Here is a 24,766-nt window from a genome sequence, read left to right on the forward strand (position 1 = left end):
CGGAGAATGAGCGACGTGGTCTACGACCGACGCGAGGTGCGGCGGGCGCGGTACGCCCTGGCCGCCGTGTTCGCTGTGCACGGTGCCGTCACCGGCTCGTTCGCGACCCGGGTGCCGTGGATCCAGGAGCACGCCTCGGTCGGTGCGGGCCAACTGGGGCTCGCCCTGGCCTTCCCCGCGCTCGGCGCGTCCGTGGCGATGCCGCTCGCGGGCCGCATCAGTCACCGCTTCGGCGCACGCAACGCCCTGCGCGGCCTGATCACCCTGTGGACGCTGTCGCTGATCCTGCCGGCACTCGCCCCGAACCTGCCAACGCTGTGTCTGGCCCTCTTCGTCTACGGCGCCTCGGCGGGCATGGCGGACGTGGCGATGAACGCGCTCGGCGTCGAGATCGAGAACCAGTTGGGCCGGTCGATCATGTCCGGCCTGCACGGTATGTGGAGCGCGGGCGCCCTGGTCGGCTCGGCGGCGGGCACACTCGCCGCGCACCTGGGCTCGGACGCCCGGCTGCACCACGCGCTGGCCGCCGCCGTCCTGACCGTGCTGGGCGTCACCGCGTGCACCTGGGTCCTCGACATCCAGCCGGCCGAGGACGAGGAGCCGCCGCCCCGGTTCGCGCTGCCCCCGAAGTCGGCGCTGCTCATCGGCGCGGTCGGGTTCTGCGCGGTGTTCGCCGAGGGCGCGAGCCTGGACTGGTCGGCGGTCTATCTGCGCGACCGGCTGGACAGTTCGGCGGGGCTGGCGGCCGCCTGCACCACGGGCTTCACGCTCACCATGGCGATCGCCCGGATCGTCGGCGACAAGGTGGTGGACCGCTTCGGCTCGGTGGCCACGGTCCGGGTGGGCGGAGTGCTGGCCGCGCTGGGCGGGCTGCTGATCGTCCTGGCCGGCCATCCGGCGGTGGCCATGGCGGGGTTCGCGCTGATGGGGCTGGGCATCGCCGTCGTCGTACCGCTGTGCTTCGCCGCGGCGGGTCGCAGCGGCCCGAATCCCAGCCTGGCCATCGCGGGCGTCGCGACCATCACGTACACCTCGGGCCTGGTCGCGCCGAGCGCCATCGGCGGCCTCGCCCAGGCCACCAGCCTGACGGTGTCCTTCGGCCTGGTGACGGTACTGGCATGCGGGCTGGTGACCTTCGCGGGCGTGCTGCGTACGGCTGACCGGGACCGTCCGAAGCTCAGTGCCGAGGCCGCGGCGACTCCGGGCCCGCGGCCCTGAACGGATCCCTTCTGATGGGACGGCCCTCCCCACCCCTGGGCGGACGCTCAGCGTCCGTTTTCTCTGGACACTGAGCGGGGCACCCGCCACCCGAACCGCAGGCACGACGAAAGCGAAACCGCACCATGGATCTTGGCGTCGGCTGGAAGCTGCACGGCGACGGACGGACTCCGGCACCGGGAGCGGTGGTCCGCCCCGACGAACGGCTCTCCTGGCCCCGCACGGCAGGGCTCGGCGCCCAGCACGTGGTGGCCATGTTCGGTGCGTCGTTCGTCGCGCCCGTCCTGATGGGCCTGGATCCCAACCTCGCGATCATGATGTCGGGCGTCGCGACCGTGATCTTCCTGCTCGCCACCCGTGGCCGGGTGCCCAGCTACCTGGGCTGCTCGCTCTCCTTCGTCGGTGTCGCCGCGGTCATCCGGGCACAGGGCGGGACGAGTGCCACGGTGACCGGCGCGGTCCTGGTCGTCGGTGTCGCACTGTTCCTGGTCGGTGTCGCCGTGCAGCGGTTCGGGGCGCGGATCATCCACGCGACGATGCCGCCGATCGTCACCGGCGCGGTGGTGATGCTGATCGGCTTCAACCTGGCGCCCGTCACGGCCACCACCTACTGGCCGCAGGACCAGTGGACCGCCCTGCTGGTCATGCTGTTGACCGGTCTGGCCGTGGTCTGCCTGCGTGGTTTCTGGTCCCGGATCGCGATCTTCCTGGGCCTGGTCTTCGGCTACGGCATCTCCTGGGCCTTCGACCGGATCTTCGGGCGGATCCACTCGGTGGACCCGAGCGGCAAGCTCACCGACCACTGGCGGCTCGACCTGTCCGCCGTCGGCCGGGCCGACTGGGTCGGACTGCCGTCCATCCACGGGCCGTCCTTCGAGTGGTCCGCGATCCTGGTCGCACTGCCCGTCGTCATCGCCCTGGTCGCGGAGAACGCCGGGCACGTCAAGGCGGTCGGCGAGATGACCGGCGACTCCCTGGACGACAGGCTGGGCACGGCGATCGCCGCGGACGGCATCGGCTCCGTGCTCTCCACCGCGGTCGGCGGCCCGCCCAACACCACTTACTCGGAGAACATCGGCGTGATGGCCGCGACCCGTGTCTACTCGACGGCCGCGTACTGGGCCGCCGCCGGCTTCGCGCTCCTGTTCGGCCTCTGCCCGAAGTTCGGCGCGATCGTGGCCGCGGTCCCGGGCGGTGTCCTCGGCGGCATCACCGTCATCCTGTACGGCATGATCGGCCTGCTCGGCGCCCAGATCTGGCTCAACGCCGAGGTGGACCTGCGCAACCCGCTCAACCTGGTACCGGCCGCGGCGGGCGTCATCATCGGCGTCGGCAACGTGACGATGAAGATCACCGACACCTTCTCGCTGAGCGGCATCGCGCTGGGCACACTCGTCGTGATCACCGGCTACCACGCGCTGCGCGCGTTCGCGCCTGCCCATCTCAAGACGGGCCGGCCCCTCCTGGACGAGGGCACCAGTTCCTACGACGAGAAGGATCAGCGCGCCAACTCGTAGGCGTAGGACGGCGAGAACGTCCCCGGCGAACCCTTGCAGCCGTCCGACTCCCCCGGCAGTTTCACCCACAGGAAGGCGTCGATCCGGGCCTCCCCGGTGCTGAGCGTGGGCGCCCGGCCGATCTTGCGGCCGGGCGGGTCGCACCACTCGCCGTCCGCCGGGGCCCCGTTGCCGTTGCGGCTGGTGTCGATGACGGCGCCCAGGCCGGCCGGGCCGCCCAGCGCGTCGAGGACTCGTCGGTCGTAGGCGATCTCGTCGGCCGTGCGGTGGAAGTTGGAGACATTGCTGAAGACACCGTCGGAGGACGCGGCCGAGGCGGCACCGGCCTGCCGGAGCCAACCCGCCTGTTTCGTGGGCGTGTTCCAGCCGGAGTGACCGGCGTCGTAGTAGACGCGTGCCCTGGGGTTGGCGGCCTTGAGGACCCGGCCCGCGCGGGCCAACGAGGCGAAGCGGCGGGACCGTTCGCCCGAGGAGAGGCACTCGGCCTGGGCGACCGAGTCCGGCTCCAGGACGACGACGACCTCGCCGGAGCCCAGCCCGGCGGCGAAGGCGTCGATCCAGGCGTCGTAGGCGTCGAGGTCGGGTGCCCCGCCCTCGGAGGCGCCGCCGCAGTCGCGGCCGGGGATCGCGTACGCCACGACCACCGGAACCCGGCCCTGAGCGACACCGCCCGACGTGACCGCGCGGACCCGGGAGGTGATGGTCGACGGTGTGAAGTCGGCGAACCAGAGGGCCGCGGGCCGGTCGGCGATCCGGGACTCGATGACCTCCTGCCGGGGGTCCGCGCCGTTGCCACGCACCCAGTCGAGCACCTGGGACTCGGGATGACGGTAGAGCCGGGCGGACGCGAAGGCGCTCAGGTCCTTCTCCCTCTGCTCCGACCTCGCGGCCGTCGGCGTCGGCGTGGGCGCCGACGTGGCCTTCGGCTTCTCCTTCGAGGACGGCGAGGCGGAGTTGCTCGGGCTCGGAGAGGCGGACAGGGTGGGTGCGGCGGGCAACGGCGCCAGGTAGGGCGAGACGGTCACCTGGGGCTTCGCCTCGTCGGAGCCGCGTCGGTCGTCGAGGGCGGTCAGCATCCCGGCCGCGGTGCCGACCGCGACGACGAAGGATGCCGCGGCGACCATCACACCGCGTCGCACGGTCCGCCCGCGCACGGCCCGGTGCGCCGCCGGGCGCCTGGCCCGTAAGCCTGACACGGTCGCGCTCCCCCTCCCCCACGGCGGGCGCGCGTTCCCCCGTTCTGGGGAAGCGCCGGGCCCACCGGCACTCGGGTCAGCCTAAAGCTGCGACCCTGCCCCCATGGTGCAATGCGAACAATTCACCACCCCCGTGGACACGGTCATCTCCCGTATGCGCGCGCTCGACCAGACACTGCCGGCGGCCGACGGGGTCGCCGTCTTCAACCGTGTCTACCTCGCCGTCACGGAGGCGGTCGACCGGCGTATCGACAGCGGCCGGTTCGAGGACACCCGGGCCGCGATCACACTGGACGTGCGGTTCGCGGAGCGCTACCTGGCCGCCGTCGAGACGGTGAGGAACGAGCGACGTCCGCCCGCCTGCTGGCGGCCCCTGTTCCAGATGCGCCGTCATCCCGGCGTACGACCGCTGCAGTTCGCGCTCGCGGGCATCAACGCGCACATCGGCCACGACCTGGCGCTCGCCGTCGTGGACACCTGTCGTACGCTCGACTGCGAACCCGCCGAGGTGGAGGACGAGTTCGACCGCGTGGGCGATCTCCTCGTCTCGCTGGAGGAGAGCATCCGCGAGGAGCTGATGCCGGGCCCCGACCTCCTCCAGATCGCCGACCCGCTCACCCATCTGCTCGGCTCCTGGAGCCTGGACCGGGCCCGGGACGCCACCTGGACCGCCGCCAGGGCTCTGTGGGCACTGCGCGGACTCCCCGAAGTCGCCTGGGAGTTCACCGATCGGCTGGACGCGGCGGTCGGCCTCGCGGGACGCATGCTGCTCACCCCGCTGCCCGACCGCTGACGGGCCCTGATCCTCTAAGACCGCCAAGTACTCCTAGTCCTCCGGCAGTTCGACCGGCGCGATCTCGTCGTACACGTCTCCCGGACCCGGGTTCGTCGCGTCGGTCGTCCCTCCGAAGTGGTGCATGACGCCCCAGACCGCGTTGAGCGCGGTCTGTACGGCGCCCTCGGCCCAGCCGGCCGTCCAGGAGATGTCGTCGCCGGCGAGGAAGATACCCCGCTTGTCCTCGGGCAGCCGGTCCTGCATGAAGTGGGTGAACAGGCGCCGCTGGTAACGGTAGTGACCGGGCAGGTTGGCCTTGAAAGCACCCATGAAGTAAGGCTCGTTCTCCCAGGACACGGTCACCGGGCTGCCGATGACGTGCTTGCGGATGTCGACGTTCGGGTAGATCTCGCCGAGCGACTTCAGCATGACCTCCATCCGCTCGTTCGCCGACAGCGGCAGCCACTTCAGGCTGTCGTCGCACCAGGTGTACGAGAGGCAGATGACGGCCGGCTTGTCGGGGCCGTCGTCGAGGAGGTAGGTCCCGCGGGTCATCCGGTCGGTGAGCGTCATCGACATGACATCCCGGCCGGTGGGGTTTCCGTTGCCGTCGACGGCCTTGTCGAGCCAGAACGGCCGGTCCACCGGCACGAAGAGCTTGGAGCTCTCCATGTAGTGGGTCCGCTCGATCGCCGTCCAGTGATCGATCGGGAAGAGCGAGTCGTCGCAGGCGATCTTCGACAGCAGCATCCAGGACTGGGCGGTGAAGATCGCCGTCCGGTAGGTGCGGATGTCGCCGTCCGCGTCGGTGACGGTGATCCGGTCGCCCGCGGTGCGGTGCAGCCGGGTCACGGCCGGACGGGGCTCCCCGCCCTCGTGCAGACTCGCCAGCGAGGTGCCGTACGCCCAGTGGACGATCTTCTCCGGCTCGCGCTCCCAGAGCCTGAGCGGCAGTTGCTGGGAGCCGCCGACGATGCCGCGGTGGTGGTCGTCGGCCTCGGTGTAGACGACGCGCAGGATCTCCAGGATGGAGTTGGGGAAGTCGGTGTCCCAGCCGCCGGTGCCGAAGCCGACCTGGCCGAAGATCTCACGGTGCCGGAACGACCTGAAGGCCTCGGAGTCGCAGAGGAAGCCGTAGAAGGTCTGGTTGTCGAGCTTCTCGACGAGCTTCGCCCAGATCTCCCGGATGCGCGGCACGTCCCGCTCCCGGATCGCGCGGTTCATGTCGGAGAAGTCGGCACCCTCTTCGAGGCACCTGTTCCAGGCCGCGGCGACGTCCCGGTAGACCTGCGGCAGGTCGTCGACCGTCTCGGCGTAGTGGGACTCGCCCTTGAGGTCGACGACGGTCGAAGGAGTCACCTCCGCGAGGGGGTTGGGGAAGGGCCGGGTCGTCAGGCCCACCAGGTCGATGTAGTGCTGGAGGGCGGTGGAGGACGGCGGGAAGCGCATCGCGCCCATCTCGGCGGTGAGGGAGGGGTCGCACCCGTCGAAGCCGACGGTCCGCAGCCGGCCGCCGATCCGGTCGGCCTCGTAGACGACGGGCTTGAGGCCCATCTTCATCAGTTCGTACGCGGCCACGATGCCGGACAGTCCGCCCCCGATGACCGCGACCTCGGTGCCGTGCTCGGTCGCCGGTATCTGACCGAGGCCCGCCGGGTGGGCGAGGAAGTCGTCGTACGCGTACGGGAAGTCCGGACCGAACATGGTGATCGGCGGCTGCTGCTCGTCAGCGTGCTCGACGGCGTTGGGCACGGTGGACGTCATGGGGTACGGACTCCTTGCGCGTACGAACTCGAGAGAGCTCGGGGAACTCGACGGAACTCGAGTGAGTGAGAGACAACTCGGGGAGGGGCTCGGGGGAACCCGAGGAGGAGCTCAGGGGATTCGGACCAGGGCGCCGTAGAGGCCGGGACGCCGGTCCTTCAGGTACGGGTTGGCCTCGCGGGAGGTGGCGAGGAAGGCGGGGTCCACGTCCGCGAGCAGCAGTTCCTCGGCGCGGCCGGCCCGGGTGCGGGCGACCCCGTCGGGCCCGGCGAGGGTGGAGAGCCCGACGAACTCGAACTCCCCTTCCTGACCTACCCGGTTGACGTACGCGACGTACATCTGGTTCTCGAAGGCCCGCACCGGCACGACCGACTCGGCGACGAACTGGAACGGGTGCATCTGCGCGGTCGGCACCAGGAGGAGGTCGGTGCCGGCTAGGGCGTGGGCGCGGACGTTCTCCGGGAACTCCACGTCGTAGCAGATCATCAGGCCGACGCGGAGGCCGTTCAGCTCGGCCTGTACGACCGGCTGGTCCCCCGGCGTGAAGTGGTCGCGTTCGAAGCAGCCGAAGAGGTGGGTCTTGCGGTAGTTGGCCAGTCGGGTGCCGTCCGCGGCGATCAGCTGGGCGGAGTTGAAGACGGCCTCGCCGGCCCGCTCGGGGTAGCCGTAGGCGAGGGCGAGGCCGTGCCGGGTGGCGAGCTCGGCGATCGCGTCCGCCGTGTCGCCGTCGGCGGGTTCGGCGAGGCGGCCGATGTCGTCGCCGATCGCGTACCCGGTGAGGAACATCTCCGGCGCGGCCAGCAGTCCGGCGCCCGCGGCGGCGGCCCGGCCCGCGGCCTCGTCGAGAACCTTGAGGTTCGCGGCGATCGAGCCGGGCCGGCCGGAGCTCTGGAGCAGGGCGGTGCGCATGCGTGTTCCTCACCGGGCGGAAGGGTGGTTGCGGGGGCCACCTAGACGGTACGGGCGACGGGCTCGGCCCGACAAGAAGCAGCCGTTGCGCGCCCGTACGCCGATCGTTGCGCGCTGGGTCCGGACAGCGGCGATTTGTTGCGTGCCCGAGGTGGCCTCGCCCGACCCGGCCACCGCGTGAGCCGACCACCGCCCGAGCCGGCCACCACGTGAACCGACCACCGCCCAAGTCGGCCTCCGCCCGAGCGGGCCCCCGCCCGGGGACCCGCCACGTCACCGGTCGGGCCACCCGCACTCATTGCCATCCCGTGTGCCGTTCACCGGCATTCGTGTTCCGTTCGCCAGCAGTAGGGCCGTGACCAGGTACGGCACCGCGAACAGCGCGAACACGGTGGCGTGGGAGGCACTCTGGGCGAGGGTCGCGTACGCGCCGTACACGACGATCGTGGCCAGTTCGGTGCCCAGGCTCGCGACCGAGGTCAGGGTGGCCCGCCCGGTGTCCTCGATGCGGTGCTGGAGGCGGACGTCGGCGAGCACGGTCGCCAGCTGGAAACCGCCGAAGGCGAGGGCCACGAGGACGAGGCCGGCCGGTGTCCGCGCACCCGCGCCCACGGCCAGGGCGAGCGCGGCGACCCCGAGCAGAGCGCCGAGCCCGCGGCTGCCGAGTCGCTCCGCGGGACCGGCCAGCAGGCTCCCGGCCGTGGCCCCCGCCCAGATCAGCAGGAGCAGATACGGGACCATCCGGTCCGGTACGCCGGTGTCCCGCACCAGCAGCGGCGTGTACTCGTCGAGCGCGCCCCACACGGCGCCGACGGCCGGGACGAGCAGCAGCGCCCGGCGCAGCGACCGGTCGCCACGAGCCGCGGCGAGTCCGTCCCGCAGGGTCGCGGCCCAGTTGGCGCCGCCGGTCCCCGGTGTCCGGTGTTCCGGGAACCGGGTCGCGGTCACCGCGGTGAGCAGGCAGGCCAGGACGCTCGCGGCGCCGACCGCCGGGTAGCCGCCGAACGCGAACACGGGACCGGCGGCCGCCATCGAGGCCATCACGGCCAGCAGTCCCGCGGCCCTGGCCCGGCCCATGACGCGGGCATACCGGTCGGCCGCGCCCAGCCGGACCAGTTCCTCGTACACCAGAGCCTCCAGCGCGCCGGAGCCGAGCGCTCCGCGCACCCCCCACAGCACGAAGCCGACCGCGAAGGCCCAGTACGACGGGGCCAGGACCCACAGGGCGAAGCCGACCGAGGTGAGCAGCGGGCCGAGCCACAGCAGCAGCCGGCGCGAGACCGCGTCGGCCCAGGCTCCGGACGGGACCTCCAGCAGGACGCCGGTGAGGGACCACAGGACGAACAGGGAGGAGATCTGCCAGATCGACAGACCGGTGTCGGCGAACAGCAGCGCGTACACCGGGTAGAGCAGGACGAAGTCGTCGAGGAACGCGTAGCCGTACAGCGTGGCCGTGAGTTTCCGGACACCGGTGACGGGCACGCGCGCAGGTGAGAGTGTCATGGGGCCTTCCCGCAGGGACGAATCGGACGCCGGAGGTGCGGCGTCCGAGGCGGCCCTCGGGAGGCAAGACTGGTGGATCAATGTCGCCAGGTCATGACACCGATGGTAGTCGGGGTCGTGCGTACGGCCGAGTGAATTGCGCGTCCGCGTCCCCTCGGTCCGCCGCGGCTACCGTGGACATGTCATCGGCTCCCGGGGAGGACGCATGAAGATCGCAGCACTACCGCATGTGGACGAGCACACGACGATCGTCGCGGCGGAGCCCGCCGCGGTCTGGCGGGGTATCGACGACGTCCTGGACCGGTCCTTCGCGAGTGACCGGACGGCCCGCTACGCGCGCCTGCTCGGCTGCGCCGACCGTACGGTGTCCGGGCCACGGCCGGTGGCCGAGGGCTCGAGGTTCCCGGGGTTGCGCGTGGCCGGCGCGCGCCCCGGCCGGGAGCTGGTCCTCGTCGGGCGCCACCACTTCTCGACGTACGCCCTGGTCTTCCGCCTCGACGAGGCCGGGCCGGGGCGGACCCTGCTGCGGGCCGAGACCCGGGCGAGGTTCCCCGGCCCGGTCGGCCGCCTCTACCGGCGGCTCGTCATCGGCACGGGCGGGCACGCGGCATTTGTACGGCGGCTGCTCTCAGCGGTCCGGCGGGGCGCCGAGTAGGACGGGTCCTGGGGCGGCTCAGGTCGGCGAGCCCGACGAGAAGCGGCGCAGCAGCGGCGACAGCACCAGCACGGACTTGGTGCGCTCCACGAACGGCTCCCCCGCGATCCGCTCCAGGACCCGCTCGAAGTGCCGCATGTCGGAGGCGAAGACCTGGACGATCGCGTCCGCGTCGCCGGTGACGGTCGACGCGGCCACGACCTCCTGGTAGCGCTCCAGGCCTCGCTGGATGGTCTCCGGCGAGGTGTTGCGGCGGCAGTGGATCTCGACGAACCCCTCGGTCTTCCAGCCGAGTGCCGCCGGATCCACCCGGACGGTGAAGCCGGTGATGGCCCCGGTGGCGCGCAGCCGGTCGACCCGCCGTTTCACCGCGGGCGCGGAGAGGCCGACCAACTGGCCTATGTCCGCGTAGGAGCGGCGCGCGTCCTCGGCGAGGGCGTGCACGATGCGTTCGTCGAGATCGTTCAGCACTGCGGGTGGTTCACTTCGTTCCGGACTGGGCGAGACGGGAGCGGCGATGACCGTACCCGAAGTAGACCACGAGCCCGACGGCCATCCAGACCCCGAAGACGACCCAGGTGACGGCGGACAGACTGCCCATCATCCAGACGCACAGGGCGAAGCCCACGGCCGGCAGGACGGGCGACAGCGGCACCCGGAAGGTGCGGGGCATGTCGGGTCGGGTGCGGCGCAGCACCACCACGGCCACGTTGACCAGCGCGAAGGCGAACAGCGTGCCGATGCTGGTGGCGTCGGCGAGCTGGCCCAGCGGAACGGCGGCGGCCAGGACACCGCAGAACAGGGACACGATCAGCGTGTTGGCGCGGGGCGTACCGGTCCTGGGGTGGACGCGGGCGAACACCTTGGGCACCAGGCCGTCCCGTGACATCGCGAAGAGGATGCGGGTCTGGCCGTACAGGACGGTCAGGACGACGCTCGCGATGGCGACGACCGCGCAGAACGCGAGCAGGGTGCCCCAGAACCCCTGCCCGGTGACCTCGCGCATGATCTGGGCGAGGGCGGCCTCGGAGTCGGTGAACTGCTTCCAGGGCTTCGCGCCGACGGCGACGGCGGCGACCAGGACGTACAGGGCCGTCACGATGACCAGCGAGAGCATGATCGCGCGCGGCAGGTCGCGCTGCGCGTTCTTGGCCTCCTCGCCGGCGGTGGAGGCGGCGTCGAAGCCGATGTACGAGAAGAAGAGCGTGGCACCCGCGGCGCTGACGCCGGCCATGCCGAGCGGCATGAAGTTGTCGTAGTTGCCCGAGCGGAAGCCCTGGACGCCGATGGCGCAGAACAGCACCAGCGCGGCGATCTTCACGGTGACCATGACGGTGTTGGCGCGGGCCGACTCGCGGGCGCCGCCCAGCAGGAAGACCATCGCGAGCAGGACGACGATCAGTGCGGGCAGGTTGAAGACGCCGCCGTCGCCGGGCGGGGCGGACAGCGCGTCGGGGATGGTGACGCCGATCGTCCCGTCGAGCAGCTCGTTCAGGTACTCGCCCCAGCCGACGGCCACGGCGGCGACCGAGACGCCGTACTCAAGGACCAGACACCAGCCGCACACCCAGGCGATCAGTTCGCCCATCGTTGCGTATGCGTACGAGTACGAGGACCCGGCGACCGGGATGGTGCCCGCCAGTTCGGCGTAGGACAGCGCCGAGAACAGCGCGGTGAGACCCGCGATCACGAAGGACAGGGTGACGGCCGGGCCCGCCTTGGGAACGGCCTCGCCGAGGACGACGAAGATGCCGGTGCCGAGGGTGGCACCGATGCTGATCATGGTCAGCTGCCACAACCCGAGGGAACGGCGCAGGCTGCCGCCCTCGCCCTGGCCGCCCTCCGCGACCAGGTTCTCCACCGGCTTGCGACGCATGAGCCGCGCACCGAAGCCGGGGGGCGAGGGGGTGGTACGGCCACGGTTGTGCGGGGGTGCGCCTTGATCGAGCACGCGCTGTCTCCTTTGTCGCTTCCTCTCGGTGCGACGGGGACCGGTGGCACACCCCTGACAGCAGGGACCCACCGAGCGGGGTCCCCGCCACGCCATGTACAGGGCATGACCCTAGGGGATGGCGTTGCCTGTGTAATGTGGCAACTTTGCGCACCGCCGCAAGATCGTTGCGTTCATCGAGGGTGGGCGGATGTTCGTTGCGCGGGGGCTCTCGACCGTTGCGCGGGGGCCGTACGGGAGGGCGCCGCTCAGCCCCAGCTGGCGTGCAGGGGCTTGCCCTCGGCGTAGCCGGCGGCGCTCTGGATGCCGACGACCGCCTTCTCGGCGAACTCCTCCAGGGAGCCGGCGCCGGCGTAGGTGCAGGAGGAGCGGACGCCCGCGATGATCGAGTCGATCAGGTCCTCGACGCCCGGCCGGGCCGGGTCGAGGAACATCCGGGAGGTGGAGATGCCCTCCTCGAAGAGCCCCTTGCGGGCCCGGTCGTACCCCGACTCCTCGGACGTGCGGTTGGCCACGGCACGCGCGGACGCCATGCCGAACGACTCCTTGTAGAGGCGGCCGCCGGCGTCCTGCTGGAGGTCGCCCGGGGACTCGTAGGTGCCCGCGAACCAGGACCCGATCATCACGTTGGACGCACCGGCCGCGAGTGCCATGGCGACATCGCGCGGGTGCCGGACGCCGCCGTCGGCCCACACGTGCTTTCCGTACTTCCGCGCCTCGGCGGCGCACTCCAGGACCGCCGAGAACTGCGGCCGGCCGACGCCGGTCATCATGCGGGTGGTGCACATGGCGCCGGGGCCCACTCCCACCTTGATGATGTCGGCGCCCGCCTCGACCAGGTCCCGGACGCCCTCCGCGGCGACGATGTTGCCCGCGACGATCGGTACCCGCGGGTCGAGGTCGCGCACCAGCTTGATCGCGCTGATCATCGACTCCTGGTGGCCGTGCGCCGTGTCGATGACGAGGGTGTCGACGCCCGCCTCGAGCAGTTCCTCGGCCTTGCCCGCGACATCGCCGTTGATGCCGACGGCGGCGGCGATGCGCAGCCCGCCCCGCGCGTCCACGGCCGGGGTGTAGAGCGTGGCGCGCAGGGCGCCCTTGCGGGTGAGGATGCCGGCGAGGCGGCCGTCCTGGTCGACGGCGGGCGCGTAGCGGCGGTTGGCCGCGTCCAGCCGGTTGAAGGCCTCGCGCGGGTCGATGTCCGCGTCGAGCAGCAACAGGTCCTTGGACATGACCACTTCGAGCTGGGTGAAGCGGTCCACACCATCCAGGTCCCGGTCGGTGACCACGCCGATCGGCCGCCGGTCCTCGTCGACGACCACACCGGCGTTGTGCGCGCGCTTGGGCAGCAGGGACAGCGCGTCGGCGACGGTCTGGTGCGGGGCCAGTTCGATCGGCGTGTCCAGGACGTGGTGGCGGCCCTTCACCCAGGAGACGACCTCGGCGACGACCTCGATCGGGATGTCCTGCGGGATGACGACCAGACCGCCGCGCCGGGCGACCGTCTCGGCCATGCGGCGCCCGGCGATGGCGGTCATGTTGGCGACGACCAGCGGGATCGTGGTGCCCGTACCGTCCGGGGCGCTGAGGTCCACGTCCTGCCGCGAGCCGACCGCGCTGCGGCTCGGCACCATGAACACGTCGTCGTACGTCAGGTCGTACGGGGGCTGGATGTCGTTGAGGAAACGCACGTGCTGCACATCCCAGTCGATCAGAGGTGGCCCCCGGACAGGTCAGCCAGGGGGAAGAGCACGTACCTCATTGTCCCATGGCGGCTGGAAAGCGATGCCCGGTCGGATCATCCAGGCAGGTCAGAGGGCTCCTAGGAGGAACCTCCAAGGGCGAGAGACCTCGTAGTGATCATCGGTACGGCCGACCACGCAGGGGGCGGCCGTGGCGGTACGCCGCCACGGCCGCCCCCTGTGGCGGTTCGTCAGATCCCGTCGGGATCGGCCCGGTTGAGGGCGGACTTCGGCGTCGGTCCGCCGGTCAGCAGGTAGTCCGCCGCCGACGTGTCCGTCACCAGGCTGGTGACGAGCCCCGACCGCAGTACCGCGTCGATGGCCGCCGCCTTGCGCTGCCCGCCCGCGATCGCGACCACCTCGGGGATACGGCGGAGCTGGTCGGCCTTGACGGTGATGCACCGCTCGCCCAGATCCCGCCCGACCCGGCGGCCCTCGGCGTCGAAGAGGTGCGCGGACATCTCGGCGGCGACGCCGAGCGAGGCGTAGTGCGAGCGCTCCTCGTCGCTGAGCATGTCGTGCACCGTGGAGATGCCCGGCTCCCAGGAACCGATCGAGACACAGGCGACCGTGACCTTGTCGAAGTACTCGAAGGCCCGGGCAATCCCGGTCTGGTGGCGCAGCGCCTGTGCGGTGGCCGCGTCCGGCAGCAGCATCGGCGCGTAGATGGGGTGCGCGTCGCCGCCGGACACCTGGGCGGCGCGGCGCACGGCCTCGACCGAGCCGCGTTCCGCGGTCCCGGCGTCGTACACACCCGTCAGCTGCACGACCGTGCAGGGCGGCAGCCGGTCGAGCGCCGCCGCCATGTGAATGGTGGACCGGCCCCAGGCCAGGCCCAGCACATCACCTTCGTTCAGGAGTTCACCGAGCAGTTCTGCGGCCACTTCCCCCAAGTTCTCCGGGTCGGGTGTCTCCTCGGCCTCGGCCGGGGACTCCACCACGACGGCGTGCCTGAGGCCGTAACGGGCGCGCAGCGCGTCAGAGCGCTCCGCGTCCAGTTCGGCCGGCACGCGGATCTCGATCCGCACGAGATCCCGTTCGAGGGCGGTCTCCAGGACCCGGGCCACCTTGAAGCGGCTGACGCCGAACTCCTCCGCGATCTGGATCTTGGACTTGCCCTCGAGGTAGAAGCGGCGGGCCATGGCCGCCGCCTGCACCAGCTCAGCGGGTCCCATCCGCATGGCTGACCGGCCCGCCGACATACCCGACACGGCGATCTCCTCACTGCTGTTCACATTCTGGATTCGCCTTCATCCTTGCAGATCCGGCGCACTTGATCGGCCCTGATGGGAGCCCGTTCACGTTCCCTTGGTTCAGTGGTCGCACGCCCAGCTCGCCCTGGCGGTCGCCCCCTCGGCTTGGGTGCGCAATGCACGTACCGCCTCGGCCGGGTCCGACGCCCCGTAGACCGCCGATCCCGCGACGAACACATCGGCGCCCGCGTCCGCGCAGCGCTCGATGGTGGAGGCCGAGACACCGCCGTCGACCTGGAGCCACAGCTCGAGACCGTGCTTGTTGATCAACTCGCGGCTGCGGCGGATCTTCGGCAGCATGATGTCGAGAAACGCTTGTCCCCCGAAGCCCGGCTCGACCGTCATGATCAGCAGCATGTCGAGTTCGGGAAGCAGATCCTCGTACGGCTCGACGGGCGTCGCGGGCCTCAGCGCCATGGCGGCGCGGGCGCCCTTGGAGCGGATCTCCCGGGCGAGCCGGACCGGAGCGGCGGCCGCCTCCACATGGAAGGTGACGGAAGAGGCCCCTGCCTCGACGTACTGGGGCGCCCACCGATCGGGGGCCTCGATCATCAGATGGCAGTCCAGCGGCGTGTCCGTCGCACGGGCCAGCGACTCTACGACCGGCACACCAAGCGTGAGGTTCGGGACGAAATGGTTGTCCATGACGTCGACATGAAGCCAGTCGGCTCCTTCGACCGCCTTCGCCTCGTCCGCGAGGCGGGCGAAGTCGGCGGACAGAATGCTGGGGTTGATCTGCGCGGCCATGACCCAAGACTGCCATGCCCTCCGGGGGTTAGCGGCATCGGTCCGATGTGGATACCGTCGGATGAACGCCGCGTACCGTGCGTGGTTGAGCACGCCCACGTGGCGCAGCCGCACGGTGTCACGCCTCGTACCCCTCGCGGGACCCGGTCTCGGGCACTGTCGGCCGACCGTTTCCGGGGGTGTCCATGAACGAGAAGCGAGGCGTCGCGCACCTGGTGTGCGGGCGGCGTGCCAAGTGGCTGGTGCTGGTGTTGTGGCTGGTGGCGTTGTTCCTCACGGCACCGCTCGCCCAGAAGCTGACCGACGCGCAGGACAACGACGCGGCCTCCTGGCTGCCCGGCTCGGCCGAGTCGACCCAAGTCCTGCAGATCTCCGAGGACTTCAGGCCGGAACAGATCCCGGCGGCCGTCGTGTACGCCCGCGAGGGCGGCCTGACCACCCAGGACCGGGCGCAGATCACCGAGGACACGGCCCAGCTCAAACAGCTGACGGACCACGGCATCCGCGGCGCCGAGACCCGGGGCCCGGTCTACGACCGGCCGACCGATCCGCGCGCCGCCCAGATCCTCGTACCGATCACGATGGACGAGAAGGGCTGGGAGCGGATCGCGCCCGCCGTCGACTCGATCCGTGACATCGTCGGCGAGGGTGGCGGCGGCCTCGCCGTGCACATCACGGGCCCGGGCGGGACCTCCGCGGACTTCTCCGAGGCCTTCGAGGGGATCGACTCCACGCTGCTGGTCTCGGCGATGGGCGTCGTCATCGTGATGCTGCTCCTCACCTACCGCAGCCCCACCCTCATCCTGGTCCCGCTGCTCTCGGTGATCGCCGCCCTGTTCACCGCGCAGGCCCTGATCTACCTGCTGGCGGAGCACGCGGGCCTGACCGTCAACGGCCAGAGCGCCGGCATTCTCACGGTCCTCGTCTTCGGCGCGGGCACGGACTACGCGCTGCTGCTCGTGGCCCGTTACCGGGAAGAGCTGCGCCGTCACGAGGACCGGCACGAGGCGATGGCGCTGGCGCTGCACCGCGCCGGTCCGGCAGTGCTGGCCTCGGGCGTGACGGTCGTACTGAGCATGCTGATGCTGCTGGCCGCCGAGATGAACTCGACCAGTGGTCTCGGCCCGGTCGCCGCGATCGGCGTGGCGGTCGCCCTGCTGGCGATGACGACCCTGTTCCCGGCCCTGCTGGTGATCTTCGGCCGTTGGATCTTCTGGCCGGTGATCCCGCACTTCGGTGCCCCCGACCCGACCGAGCGCGGCGTGTGGGCCCGTCTGGGCCGCCGGATGGCCCGTCGCCCGCGCAGGGTCTGGGGCGTGACGGCCCTGGTACTGGCGGTCTGCTCGCTCGGCCTGATCCAGCTGCGCGCGGAGGGCATCAGCAACGCGGACGCGTTCACCGGGAAACCGGACTCGATCGTCGGCCAGGAGGTCTCGGCACGCTACTTCCCGGCGGGCAGCGGCGATCCCCTGGTCATCGTCAGCGACCAGGCGCAGGCGGGGCAGGTCCGCGAGGCGGTCGCCGCGACCCGGGGCGTGGTCCCCGAGTCGCTCGGCCTGCCACCGAACACGAAACCGTCCTTCGAGGGCAAGGTGCTGTTCGAGGCCACCATGAGCGACCCGGCCGACAGCGAGGCGGCGAAACAGACCGTGGAGCGGGTCCGGGACGTCGTGCACGCGGTGCCGGACGCGGACGCCCAGGTGGGCGGCGGTACGGCCGCCCTGTTGGACGCGGACAAGGCGACCACGCACGACAACCTGCTGATCATCCCGCTGGTGCTGGTCGTCGTGCTGCTGATCCTGAGCCTGCTGCTGCGCGCCCTGATCGCCCCGTTGCTACTGGTCGGAACGGTGATCCTGTCGTTCGCGGCGGCACTCGGCCTCAGCGCGCTCGCGTTCCGCCACCTGTTCGACTACGCGGGCGAGTCGACGGACTTCCCGTTGTTCGTGTTCGTCTTCCTGGTCGCCCTGGGCATCGACTACAACATCTTCCTGACCACCCGGATCCGCGAGGAGGCGGCCCGTCAGGGCACCCGGCGGGGCGTGGTGACGGGCCTCGCGACGACGGGCGCGGTCATCACCTCCGCCGGCCTGGTCCTGGCCGGCACCTTCGCCGCCCTCGGCACACTCCCGATGGTCGCCTTCGCGGAGATCGGCTTCGCGGTCGCCCTCGGTGTGCTGATCGACACGTTCGTGGTGCGGTCGGTGCTGGCCCCGTCCCTGTTCCTGGACGTCGGCCCGAAGGTGTGGTGGCCACACCGGCTGGCCCGCGAGGACGGCGGGGCACCGGCGCCCGAGTCGGTGGAGGCGGGTGTCAGCCGGTCCGCCGAATGAGCGCCAGGTACATCGCGTCGGTCCCGTGCACATGCGGCCACAGCTGTACGTCGGGGCCTTCGCCGAGATCCGGCACGCCCGGCAACAGCGGGCGGGCGTCGACGAGTTCGGCATCGGGCCGCTGCTTGAGCAGGTCGTCGACGACGGCCCGGGTCTCGGCGAGGTGGGGCGAGCAGGTGGCGTAGCCGACGATCCCGCCGACGCGGACGGACTCCAGGGCGGTGCGCAGCAGGCCGCGCTGCAGTGGCGCGAACCCGTCGAGGTCCTCGGGCCGCCTGCGCCACCGCGCCTCCGGCCGCCGCCGCAGCGCGCCGAGCCCGGTGCACGGCACGTCCATCAGCACCCGGTCGAAGGAACCGGGCCGCCACGGCGGACGGGTCCCGTCGGCGGCGATGACCTGGTACGGCCCGGGGTTCCCGGCGAGGGCCCGGGCCACCAGCCCGGCCCGGTGCGGCTGCTTCTCGGAGGCGAGCAGGAAGGCCCCGCGCTCGGCGGCGAGGGCGGCGAGCAGCGCGGCCTTGCCACCCGGGCCGGCACATCCGTCGAGCCACTTCTCGTCCCGCCCGTCCAGGGGCGCGTTCGCGAGCGCCAGCGCGACGAGCTGGCTGCCCTCGTCCTGCACCCCGGCCCGGCCCTCCCGTACGGCCTCGACGGCACCCGGCTCGCCGCCCTCGGCCAGCCGCACCGCGTACGGCGACCAGCGCCCCGGCAGCGCCGCGTCCTCCCTCAGGAGCTCCTCGGCCGTGGACCGCCCCGGCCGGGCGACCAGGGTCACCTCGGGCCGCTCGTTGTCCGCCTCCAGCAGCTCCTCGATCCCGGCCCGCCCGCCGCCGAGCGAGTCCCACAGCGCGGAGACGACCCAGCGGGGGTGCGAGTGCACGACGGACAGATGGTCCTCGGGGTCGTCCTCGTAGGGCGGGGCGACCTTCTCGAGCCACCCGTCCAGATCGGCCTGCGCGACCTTGCGCAGCACCGCGTTGACGAACTTGGCCCGCCCGTCACCGAGCACGACCCGGGCGAGCTCGACGGAGGCGGACACCGCGGCATGCGTCGGGATCCGTGTCCCGAGCAGCTGGTGCACTCCCAGTCCGAGCACGTCGAGCACCGGGGGGTCGACGTCCCGCAGCGGCCGGTCGACACAGGCGGCGATGACGGCGTCGTACGTCCCCTGCCACCGCAGCGTCCCGTACACCAGCTCCGTCGCGAGGGCCGCGTCCCGCCCGTCGAAGCCGCCCTTCTCGCGTGCCTTCCGCAGCAGGGGCGGCAGGACGAGGTTGGCGTACGCGTCCCGCTCGTCCACGGCCCGCAGCGCCTCGAAGGCGAGCATGCGGACGGGGTCCTTCTGGGGCCGACGGTAGGGCTTGCCGGTCTTGCCGGGCCGACGGGGCTGGTCGCTCACGAAAAAGGTGCTCCGGATTTCAGGAAGATGTACGCGCCAAGCCTAAGTCCGCGGGCCTCCGCGTCACCCGCCGAGGGTCTCGCCGCCGCCGATGCGTACGCCGCGGGCCCAGTCGGCGGCCCGCATCGGCTTCTTGCCCTGGGCCTGCACCCACAGCAGCTCGACGGCGTACGAGCCGGTGCCCACGTGCACGTCGTTCTTTCCGACGGCCGGCACCCCGGGCGCGAGGTCGGTGCGCTCGGGAACGGGCCGGACCTGGATGAGCTTGAGCCGCTCGCCGCGGAAGGTGGTCCAGGCGCCGGGGGCCGGGGTGCATCCGCGCACCACCCGGTCGACCCGCAGCGCCGGCGTGTGCCAGTCCACCTGGGCGTCCTCGACGGTGATCTTCGGGGCCTGGGTGACGCCCTCGGCAGGCTGCGGTGCGGCCTTCAGCGAGCCGTCCTCGATCCCGTCCATGGTGGCGGTCAGCAGCCCGGCGCCGGCGAAGGCGAGCCGGGTCAGCAGGTCGCCGCTGGTGTCGGTGGGCCGGACGGTCTCGGTCACCGTCCCGTAGACGGGCCCGGAGTCGAGTCCCTCCTCGATGAGGAAGGTGGTGGCCCCCGTGATCTCGTCGCCCGCCATGACGGAGTGCTGCACGGGAGCGGCGCCGCGCCAGGCGGGCAGCAGCGAGAAGTGCAGGTTGACCCAGCCATGGGCGGGGATGTCGAGGGCGACTCGGGGCAGCAGGGCTCCGTAGGCGACGACGGGACAGCAGTCCGGGGCGATCTCTCGCAGCCGCTCCAGGAACGCCGGGTCCCGCGGCTTGACGGGCTTCAGCACCTCGATCCCGGCCTCCTCGGCCCGCTCGGCGACGGGAGAGGCGACCAGCCTCCGCCCACGCCCGGCCGGCGCGTCGGGCCGCGTGACGACAGCGGCCACCTCGTGCCGCCCGGAGGCGAGCAGAGCGTCCAGAGCGGGAACGGCGACCTCGGGGGTACCGGCGAAGACGAGCTTCATGGGTGGGTTCGGGCCTCTCGGGCGGGGGCGGATACGGCCAACGCCCAAGTCTATGACCTCGTACGGAACAGCCGCCGACGGCAGGCGCCCCCGCCGCAGGGGCCCGTCTCCCGGCCAACTGGCCACGACTGGCGCGCGGGTGGCGAACGGCATGTGAAAACAGATCCGAGGCCGCGGACCGAGGCGCGATCCCCTCTCCAGGGGCGTACGAATATGCGTACACGCCCCCGATGCGTGACCAGCGGCGCGAATCCGCGTTGGTCAAGAAAGAGTTGACCGCAAAGGGCCGCATTCGAGCGGTCCGATCCTTTTCAACGCCGGTTCGAGAGGCTTGTTCATGGCCGACCACGCAACCCACGACGCCCAGGCTCGGGCCAGCCTGCACTTGCTGGTGCGGGACATCGAGCGGGTCCGCCGGCAGGTGGACGCACTTCGCACCCTCACCGCCCAGTTGGGCAACGTATACCGCCCGCGCCGCTCCGGCCCCTCCACGGGCTTCGTCGTCTACGGACGCGCCCCCGCCCCGACGGTCCGTCTCGCCCAGGAACTGCGGGACAGTGTCGAGACCTTGGTGACGGCCGCCGTGGACTTCGACCGTTCACTCGGTTTCTCGTGGGACGCCGTGGGCTCCGCCCTCGGAGTCACCAAGCAGGCGGTGCACCGGCGCTACGGCGCCCGCCGTGCCGCCGCCCAGGCGGCCGCCGAGACCGAGCGGGCCGCGGAACCCACGGGGTCCCACCCGGTCAACGTGGGCCCGGGCATCTCCGCGGTACCGACCGTCCCCGCCGCCCGCTCCATGCCGACCCAGCCCACGGCGGGCAGTCCGTCCCTCCGCGAGGATGCCAGGCCCACCGCCTTCCCGGCCCCGCGCAACGGCTGACCGATTCCGCCCCTGCCCTCCCGGCACGCTTCCGGGAGGGCAGACGTGTGCCGCCCCTGTCCACTGACCGGGTTGTGGCCGTGGCACCGGGCCAAGAACCCGGGCCGGCCGAAGACTCCGGCGAGGGCGCGGCGCCACCGCGACGGCCACCGCCACCGTCCACTCTGACGGACCTGCCCGGCCCGGCCCGTCGCCCGCTCACCCGATGTCGGGCGGATCGATCCGCACCCGAACCCCGGCCTCCGTGCCGCCGCGCGCCATCCGCGCCGCCTGGGCCGCCTTCAGCGCGGAGGCCAACGCCGCCCCGCTCCCCGGCGGCACCCGGATCAACGCCCGCTCCCAGTGCTCCCCGGGAGGCGGCCCACCCGCCCTGCGCGGACGCCCCGCGGTCACGACAGGCACCGGCACGGGTCCCAACACCTGGGAGTCCGGGGGCAGTTCCGACGCCCGCAGAAACTCCGCGACCGCCTCAGCGGCCCCCGACACGGCCGCCATCCGCGACACCGGCGGGAAACCCAGCTCGGCCCGCTCGGCCAGCTCCCGCACCGCGTGCCCCACCGGGTCCCATCGCACCAGTGCCTGGACGGGCCGCAGCGTGGGCTCGGCGACCACCACGACGGTGCCCCCAGCTCCCTGCGGGCGTACCAGAGCGGCCGCGCCGATCCACCGCCGCAGCGCCTCCTCACCGGCGCGCAGGTCCGGCCGCCCCAGCATGGCCCACCCGTCCAGCAGCAGAGCCGCCGCGTAGCCGCCCTCGGCGACCGGTTCGGCCCCCGGCGTGCTCACCACCAGCGCGGGTGCCCCGGGCACGGTGTCCAGCACCTGCTCGCGTCCCGACGTCCGTACCGGGACCGTCGGAAACGCCCGCCCCAGCTCCTCGGCGGTGCGCCGCGCCCCCACGACCTGCGCCCGCAGCCGGAACCCCCCGCACTCCGGACAGTGCCAGGCGCCGTCCTCCCGCCCGCACCACCCGCAGCGCAGCGCGGCCCCGGACTCCTGTGCCTCCAGGGGCCCGGAGCAGTGCCGGCACCGCGCGGGCGCCCGACAGGCGGCGCAGGCCATCCTCGGGACGTATCCCCGCCGGGGCACCTGCACCAGCACCGGCCCGTGCCGAAGTCCTTCTCTGACGGCTTGCCAGGCGAGGGTCGGCAGCCGCGCGGCCCGCGCCGCCTCGTCCCGCGCGAGGTCCCCGTCGCCCACGGTCCTGACCAGTGGCGCGGCGGCCCGCACCTGGTCCCGCCCGGCGACGAGCGGCCGCGCCCATCCGCTCTCCACGAGCTGCGCTGCCTCCACGGTGCAGCTCCAACTTCCGAGCAGGAAGCCGCACTTGTCCTGAGCTGCCCGTAGCAGCAGCACCTCCCGCGCATGCGGCTGGGGTGCGTGCTGTTCGCTGTGGCTGTCGTCGCCGTCCTCCCACATGGCGACCAGGCCCAGGTCCCGCACCGGAGCGAACATGGCGGCCCGGGTCCCCACGACGGCCCGCACACTCCCCCGCCGCACGGCCAGCCACTCCCGATACCGTTTCTCGGGGCCGACGTCGGCGGTGAGCACCGCGTGCCGCCCCTCCCCCAGCAGCGCGGTCAGCGCGGCGTCGACCCGTGCGACCGCCCTGCCGTCGGGGAGGACGACCAACGCACCGCGCCCGGAGGCCAGCGTCGCCACGACGGCCCGGGCCAGCTCGTCACTCCACTCCGGCCCCGACAACGCGTTCCACACCGCGCGCGGGGCGCCTCCGGCGGACAGCGACTCCAGGAACGCGGCCCCGTGCTCGTACCGCCCCCAGGTCCCCGGGTCCGGCGCGGCGGGAGGCGGCAGCGGAGCGGGCGAGGGCCGCTGCTCGGCTCGCGCGTTGCGCGGTGGCACGGCGAGCTGGAGCACATCGGCGAGGCTGCCCGCGTACCGGTCGGCGACGGCCCTGGCCAGCCCGAGCAGTTCCTCGCCGAGCACGGGCTCGGGCGACACGACCTGGGCCAGTGCGGCCAGCGGCCCGGAGTAGTCGGATTCGGCGAGCCGCTCGACGAGGAACCCGTCGATCAGCCCTCCGCCCTCACGCCGCCCGTCCCGCACCCGGTGCCTCCCGGCCCCGAAGCGCACCCGCACCCGCACACCTGGCTGTGCGTCGGCGTCCAGGTCTTCCGGGACCGCGTAGTCGAAGTACCGGTCGAGGTGCAGCACCCCCTTGTCCACCAGCACCCGGGCGACGGGCAGTTCCCCGGCCAGCGCGGCGCCCCGCCAGGTCCGCGGCTTGGCCCGCGGCGTCTTCGCCCTGCGCACGCTCTCCCGGATGAGCGCGAGCTGCTCGGGCGCCGCGTCCTGCGCCGCACGCTCCGGATCCTCGTTCCCGCTGCTCACAGCATCATTGGTACCAGACCCCACTGACATTCGACCGGGCCCGGGGCTCCACGGTGGTTTCCCTCTCGTCCGCCACGATGCAGTCGATGGCTCCGGCCGCCCGCGCGACCGCAGCCTGGTCACCGTCACCGTCACCGGTCCGGCGAGGTTCCGTCCCGGCATCGGACCGCGGCCCCGACCGGATCGCGGTGGAGCCGCAGCCGGCAGAGCCCTGGGTCCGCGGAAGAGAACAAGACCGAGGCCCGGCTCCCACCAGGGAACCGGGCCTCGCGGCGAGCCGTGTGTCTACAGACCCACTGCCTTCCGCAGCGCCTCCACACGGTCCGTGTTCTCCCACGTGAACTCGGGGATCTCACGGCCGAAGTGACCGTACGCCGCGGTCTGGGCGTAGATCGGGCGGAGCAGGTCGAGGTCGCGGATGATGGCGGCCGGACGCAGGTCGAAGACCTCGTCGATCGCCTTCTCGATCCGGTCGGTGTCGATCTTGGCCGTGCCGAAGGTCTCCACGAACAGGCCGACCGGCTCGGCCTTGCCGATCGCGTACGCCACCTGGACCTCGCAGCGCGAGGCCAGACCCGCGGCCACGACGTTCTTGGCGACCCAGCGCATCGCGTACGCCGCCGAGCGGTCCACCTTGGACGGGTCCTTGCCCGAGAAGGCACCGCCGCCGTGGCGGGCCATGCCGCCGTACGTGTCGATGATGATCTTGCGGCCGGTCAGGCCGGCGTCGCCCATCGGGCCGCCGATCTCGAAGCGGCCGGTCGGGTTGACCAGGAGGCGGTAGTTCTCGGTCTCCAGCTTGATGCCCTCGTCGAGCAGGGCCTTCAGCTCCGGCTCCACCACGAACTCGCGGATGTCGGGGGCCAGCAGCGACTCCAGGTCGATGTCGCTGGCGTGCTGGGAGGAGACCACGACCGTGTCCAGGCGGACTGCCTTGTCACCGTCGTACTCGATGGTGACCTGCGTCTTGCCGTCCGGGCGCAGGTAGGGGATGGTGCCGTTCTTGCGGACCTCGGACAGACGCTTCGAGAGCCGGTGCGCCAGGAAGATCGGCAGCGGCATCAGGGTGGGGGTCTCGTCCGTCGCGTAGCCGAACATCAGACCCTGGTCACCCGCGCCCTGGCGGTCCAGCTCGTCCTCGTCACCCTCGACGCGGTTCTCGTAGGCCGTGTCGACACCCTGGGCGATGTCCGGGGACTGCGCGCCGATGGACACCGACACACCGCAGGAGGCGCCGTCGAAGCCCTTCTTCGAGGAGTCGTAGCCGATCTCCAGGATCTTGTCGCGCACGAGCTGCGCGATGGGGGCGTAGGTCTTGGTGGTGACCTCACCGGCCACATGCACCAGGCCGGTCGTGATCAGCGTCTCGACGGCGACCCGGGACGTCGGGTCCTCCTTGAGCAGCGCGTCGAGAATGGTGTCGCTGATCTGGTCAGCGATCTTGTCGGGGTGGCCCTCGGTCACGGACTCCGAGGTGAACAGGCGACGGGACACAACGCTCCCTGGGGTTGCAGCGGCTGCTGGCTGATCATTGGCGGACGGGACGGGGGCTGCGCCCGGCGTCGTCCGAGAACAG

General features: G+C 72.0%; 19 protein-coding genes. 6 read left to right on the top strand and 13 right to left on the bottom strand.

Annotated features, from left to right (window positions below; genetic code table 11):
• Window positions 1-6: 6 nt before the first annotated feature.
• Together OHA64_RS08750 and OHA64_RS08755 are read left to right on the top strand one after the other, a co-directional pair.
• Complete coding sequence (locus tag OHA64_RS08750) at window positions 7-1,218, top strand: MFS transporter (RefSeq protein WP_405610410.1); 1,212 nt, start codon at window positions 7-9, stop codon at window positions 1,216-1,218.
• A 125-nt stretch (window positions 1,219-1,343) separates the two neighbouring features.
• The gene (locus OHA64_RS08755) at window positions 1,344-2,735 is read left to right on the top strand and encodes a uracil-xanthine permease family protein (protein ID WP_405610413.1); all 1,392 of its coding nucleotides are present in this window, start codon (window positions 1,344-1,346) and stop codon (window positions 2,733-2,735) included.
• On the opposite strand, the gene OHA64_RS08760 is transcribed toward OHA64_RS08755, so the two are convergent.
• The gene (locus OHA64_RS08760) at window positions 2,717-3,859 is read right to left on the bottom strand and encodes a glycoside hydrolase family 6 protein (protein ID WP_405623908.1); all 1,143 of its coding nucleotides are present in this window, start codon (window positions 3,857-3,859) and stop codon (window positions 2,717-2,719) included. The genes OHA64_RS08755 and OHA64_RS08760 overlap by 19 nt on opposite strands.
• 175 nt (window positions 3,860-4,034) lie before the next feature.
• Between OHA64_RS08760 and OHA64_RS08765 the strand changes: the two genes are divergently transcribed.
• Window positions 4,035-4,724 carry a DUF5995 family protein gene (locus OHA64_RS08765; RefSeq protein ID WP_405610416.1) on the top strand — a complete coding sequence of 230 codons (690 nt, stop codon included), beginning with the start codon at window positions 4,035-4,037 and terminating at the stop codon, window positions 4,722-4,724.
• Window positions 4,725-4,757: 33 nt separating this feature from the next.
• Here the strand turns inward: OHA64_RS08765 and OHA64_RS08770 are convergent, their stop codons facing one another.
• From OHA64_RS08770 to OHA64_RS08780, 3 genes are all read right to left on the bottom strand, one after another.
• Window positions 4,758-6,470, bottom strand: a complete 1,713-nt coding sequence (locus OHA64_RS08770; protein WP_405610419.1) for a flavin monoamine oxidase family protein — start codon at window positions 6,468-6,470, stop codon at window positions 4,758-4,760.
• 111 nt (window positions 6,471-6,581) lie between these two features.
• Window positions 6,582-7,379, bottom strand: a complete 798-nt coding sequence (locus OHA64_RS08775) for a carbon-nitrogen hydrolase family protein (protein ID WP_405610422.1) — start codon at window positions 7,377-7,379, stop codon at window positions 6,582-6,584.
• Between the two features lie 273 nt (window positions 7,380-7,652).
• Window positions 7,653-8,882, bottom strand: coding sequence for an MFS transporter (locus tag OHA64_RS08780; RefSeq protein WP_405610425.1), 1,230 nt, complete (start codon window positions 8,880-8,882; stop codon window positions 7,653-7,655).
• A 205-nt stretch (window positions 8,883-9,087) separates the two neighbouring features.
• Between OHA64_RS08780 and OHA64_RS08785 the strand changes: the two genes are divergently transcribed.
• Window positions 9,088-9,537, top strand: coding sequence for a hypothetical protein (locus OHA64_RS08785; RefSeq protein ID WP_405610428.1), 450 nt, complete (start codon window positions 9,088-9,090; stop codon window positions 9,535-9,537).
• Between the two features lie 18 nt (window positions 9,538-9,555).
• Here the strand turns inward: OHA64_RS08785 and OHA64_RS08790 are convergent, their stop codons facing one another.
• The 5 genes from OHA64_RS08790 to rpe all read right to left on the bottom strand — a co-directional run bounded on the left by OHA64_RS08790 (window position 9,556) and on the right by rpe (window position 15,230).
• Window positions 9,556-10,008: an Lrp/AsnC family transcriptional regulator gene (locus OHA64_RS08790; RefSeq protein WP_356774804.1), complete on the bottom strand. Its 453-nt coding sequence runs from the start codon at window positions 10,006-10,008 to the stop codon at window positions 9,556-9,558.
• A 10-nt stretch (window positions 10,009-10,018) separates the two neighbouring features.
• Window positions 10,019-11,488, bottom strand: a complete 1,470-nt coding sequence (locus tag OHA64_RS08795; RefSeq protein WP_405610431.1) for an amino acid permease — start codon at window positions 11,486-11,488, stop codon at window positions 10,019-10,021.
• 248 nt (window positions 11,489-11,736) lie between these two features.
• Entirely contained in the window at window positions 11,737-13,179 is a 1,443-nt protein-coding gene (locus tag OHA64_RS08800) for a GuaB1 family IMP dehydrogenase-related protein (protein WP_405623909.1), read from the bottom strand.
• A gap of 242 nt (window positions 13,180-13,421) precedes the next feature.
• Complete coding sequence (locus OHA64_RS08805; RefSeq protein ID WP_405610434.1) at window positions 13,422-14,465, bottom strand: sugar-binding transcriptional regulator; 1,044 nt, start codon at window positions 14,463-14,465, stop codon at window positions 13,422-13,424.
• 78 nt (window positions 14,466-14,543) lie between these two features.
• A complete protein-coding gene (gene rpe, locus OHA64_RS08810) occupies window positions 14,544-15,230 on the bottom strand; it encodes a ribulose-phosphate 3-epimerase (protein WP_405610437.1) in 687 nt (228 codons plus the stop codon).
• Window positions 15,231-15,415: 185 nt separating this feature from the next.
• On the opposite strand from rpe, the gene OHA64_RS08815 reads away from it, so the two are divergent.
• The gene (locus tag OHA64_RS08815; RefSeq protein WP_405610440.1) at window positions 15,416-17,563 is read left to right on the top strand and encodes an MMPL family transporter; all 2,148 of its coding nucleotides are present in this window, start codon (window positions 15,416-15,418) and stop codon (window positions 17,561-17,563) included.
• Here the strand turns inward: OHA64_RS08815 and OHA64_RS08820 are convergent.
• Together OHA64_RS08820 and fmt are read right to left on the bottom strand one after the other, a co-directional pair.
• On the bottom strand, window positions 17,544-18,962 hold the full coding sequence (locus tag OHA64_RS08820; RefSeq protein WP_405610443.1) for an RsmB/NOP family class I SAM-dependent RNA methyltransferase: 1,419 nt from the start codon (window positions 18,960-18,962) through the stop codon (window positions 17,544-17,546). The genes OHA64_RS08815 and OHA64_RS08820 overlap by 20 nt on opposite strands.
• 63 nt (window positions 18,963-19,025) lie before the next feature.
• On the bottom strand, window positions 19,026-19,958 hold the full coding sequence (fmt, locus tag OHA64_RS08825) for a methionyl-tRNA formyltransferase (protein WP_405610446.1): 933 nt from the start codon (window positions 19,956-19,958) through the stop codon (window positions 19,026-19,028).
• Between the two features lie 337 nt (window positions 19,959-20,295).
• Between fmt and OHA64_RS08830 the strand changes: the two genes are divergently transcribed.
• Window positions 20,296-20,838, top strand: a complete 543-nt coding sequence (locus tag OHA64_RS08830; RefSeq protein WP_405610449.1) for a hypothetical protein — start codon at window positions 20,296-20,298, stop codon at window positions 20,836-20,838.
• Window positions 20,839-21,036: 198 nt separating this feature from the next.
• Here the strand turns inward: OHA64_RS08830 and OHA64_RS08835 are convergent, their stop codons facing one another.
• Both OHA64_RS08835 and metK read right to left on the bottom strand, forming a co-directional pair.
• The gene (locus tag OHA64_RS08835; RefSeq protein ID WP_405610452.1) at window positions 21,037-23,220 is read right to left on the bottom strand and encodes a primosomal protein N'; all 2,184 of its coding nucleotides are present in this window, start codon (window positions 23,218-23,220) and stop codon (window positions 21,037-21,039) included.
• Between the two features lie 255 nt (window positions 23,221-23,475).
• Window positions 23,476-24,684, bottom strand: coding sequence for a methionine adenosyltransferase (gene metK / locus OHA64_RS08840; protein ID WP_405610455.1), 1,209 nt, complete (start codon window positions 24,682-24,684; stop codon window positions 23,476-23,478).
• Window positions 24,685-24,766 lie beyond the last annotated feature (82 nt).

The sequence above is a fragment of the Streptomyces sp. NBC_00076 genome, from assembly GCF_045041235.1.
Taxonomy (GTDB): domain Bacteria; phylum Actinomycetota; class Actinomycetes; order Streptomycetales; family Streptomycetaceae; genus Streptomyces.

Bases quoted from the DNA above. Each gene is read 5' to 3' on its own strand.
- OHA64_RS08785 (WP_405610428.1), top strand. From the start codon at position 9,088: ATGAAGATCGCAGCACTACCGCATGTGGACGAGCACACGACGATCGTC.
- OHA64_RS08770 (WP_405610419.1), bottom strand. From the start codon at position 6,470: ATGACGTCCACCGTGCCCAACGCCGTCGAGCACGCTGACGAGCAGCAG.
- OHA64_RS08780 (WP_405610425.1), bottom strand. From the start codon at position 8,882: ATGACACTCTCACCTGCGCGCGTGCCCGTCACCGGTGTCCGGAAACTC.
- rpe (WP_405610437.1), bottom strand. From the start codon at position 15,230: ATGGCCGCGCAGATCAACCCCAGCATTCTGTCCGCCGACTTCGCCCGC.
- OHA64_RS08760 (WP_405623908.1), bottom strand. From the start codon at position 3,859: ATGGTCGCCGCGGCATCCTTCGTCGTCGCGGTCGGCACCGCGGCCGGG.
- OHA64_RS08750 (WP_405610410.1), top strand. From the start codon at position 7: ATGAGCGACGTGGTCTACGACCGACGCGAGGTGCGGCGGGCGCGGTAC.
- OHA64_RS08815 (WP_405610440.1), top strand. From the start codon at position 15,416: ATGAACGAGAAGCGAGGCGTCGCGCACCTGGTGTGCGGGCGGCGTGCC.
- OHA64_RS08835 (WP_405610452.1), bottom strand. From the start codon at position 23,220: ATGTCAGTGGGGTCTGGTACCAATGATGCTGTGAGCAGCGGGAACGAG.
- OHA64_RS08755 (WP_405610413.1), top strand. From the start codon at position 1,344: ATGGATCTTGGCGTCGGCTGGAAGCTGCACGGCGACGGACGGACTCCG.
- OHA64_RS08765 (WP_405610416.1), top strand. From the start codon at position 4,035: ATGGTGCAATGCGAACAATTCACCACCCCCGTGGACACGGTCATCTCC.
- OHA64_RS08830 (WP_405610449.1), top strand. From the start codon at position 20,296: ATGGCCGACCACGCAACCCACGACGCCCAGGCTCGGGCCAGCCTGCAC.
- fmt (WP_405610446.1), bottom strand. From the start codon at position 19,958: ATGAAGCTCGTCTTCGCCGGTACCCCCGAGGTCGCCGTTCCCGCTCTG.
- OHA64_RS08775 (WP_405610422.1), bottom strand. From the start codon at position 7,379: ATGCGCACCGCCCTGCTCCAGAGCTCCGGCCGGCCCGGCTCGATCGCC.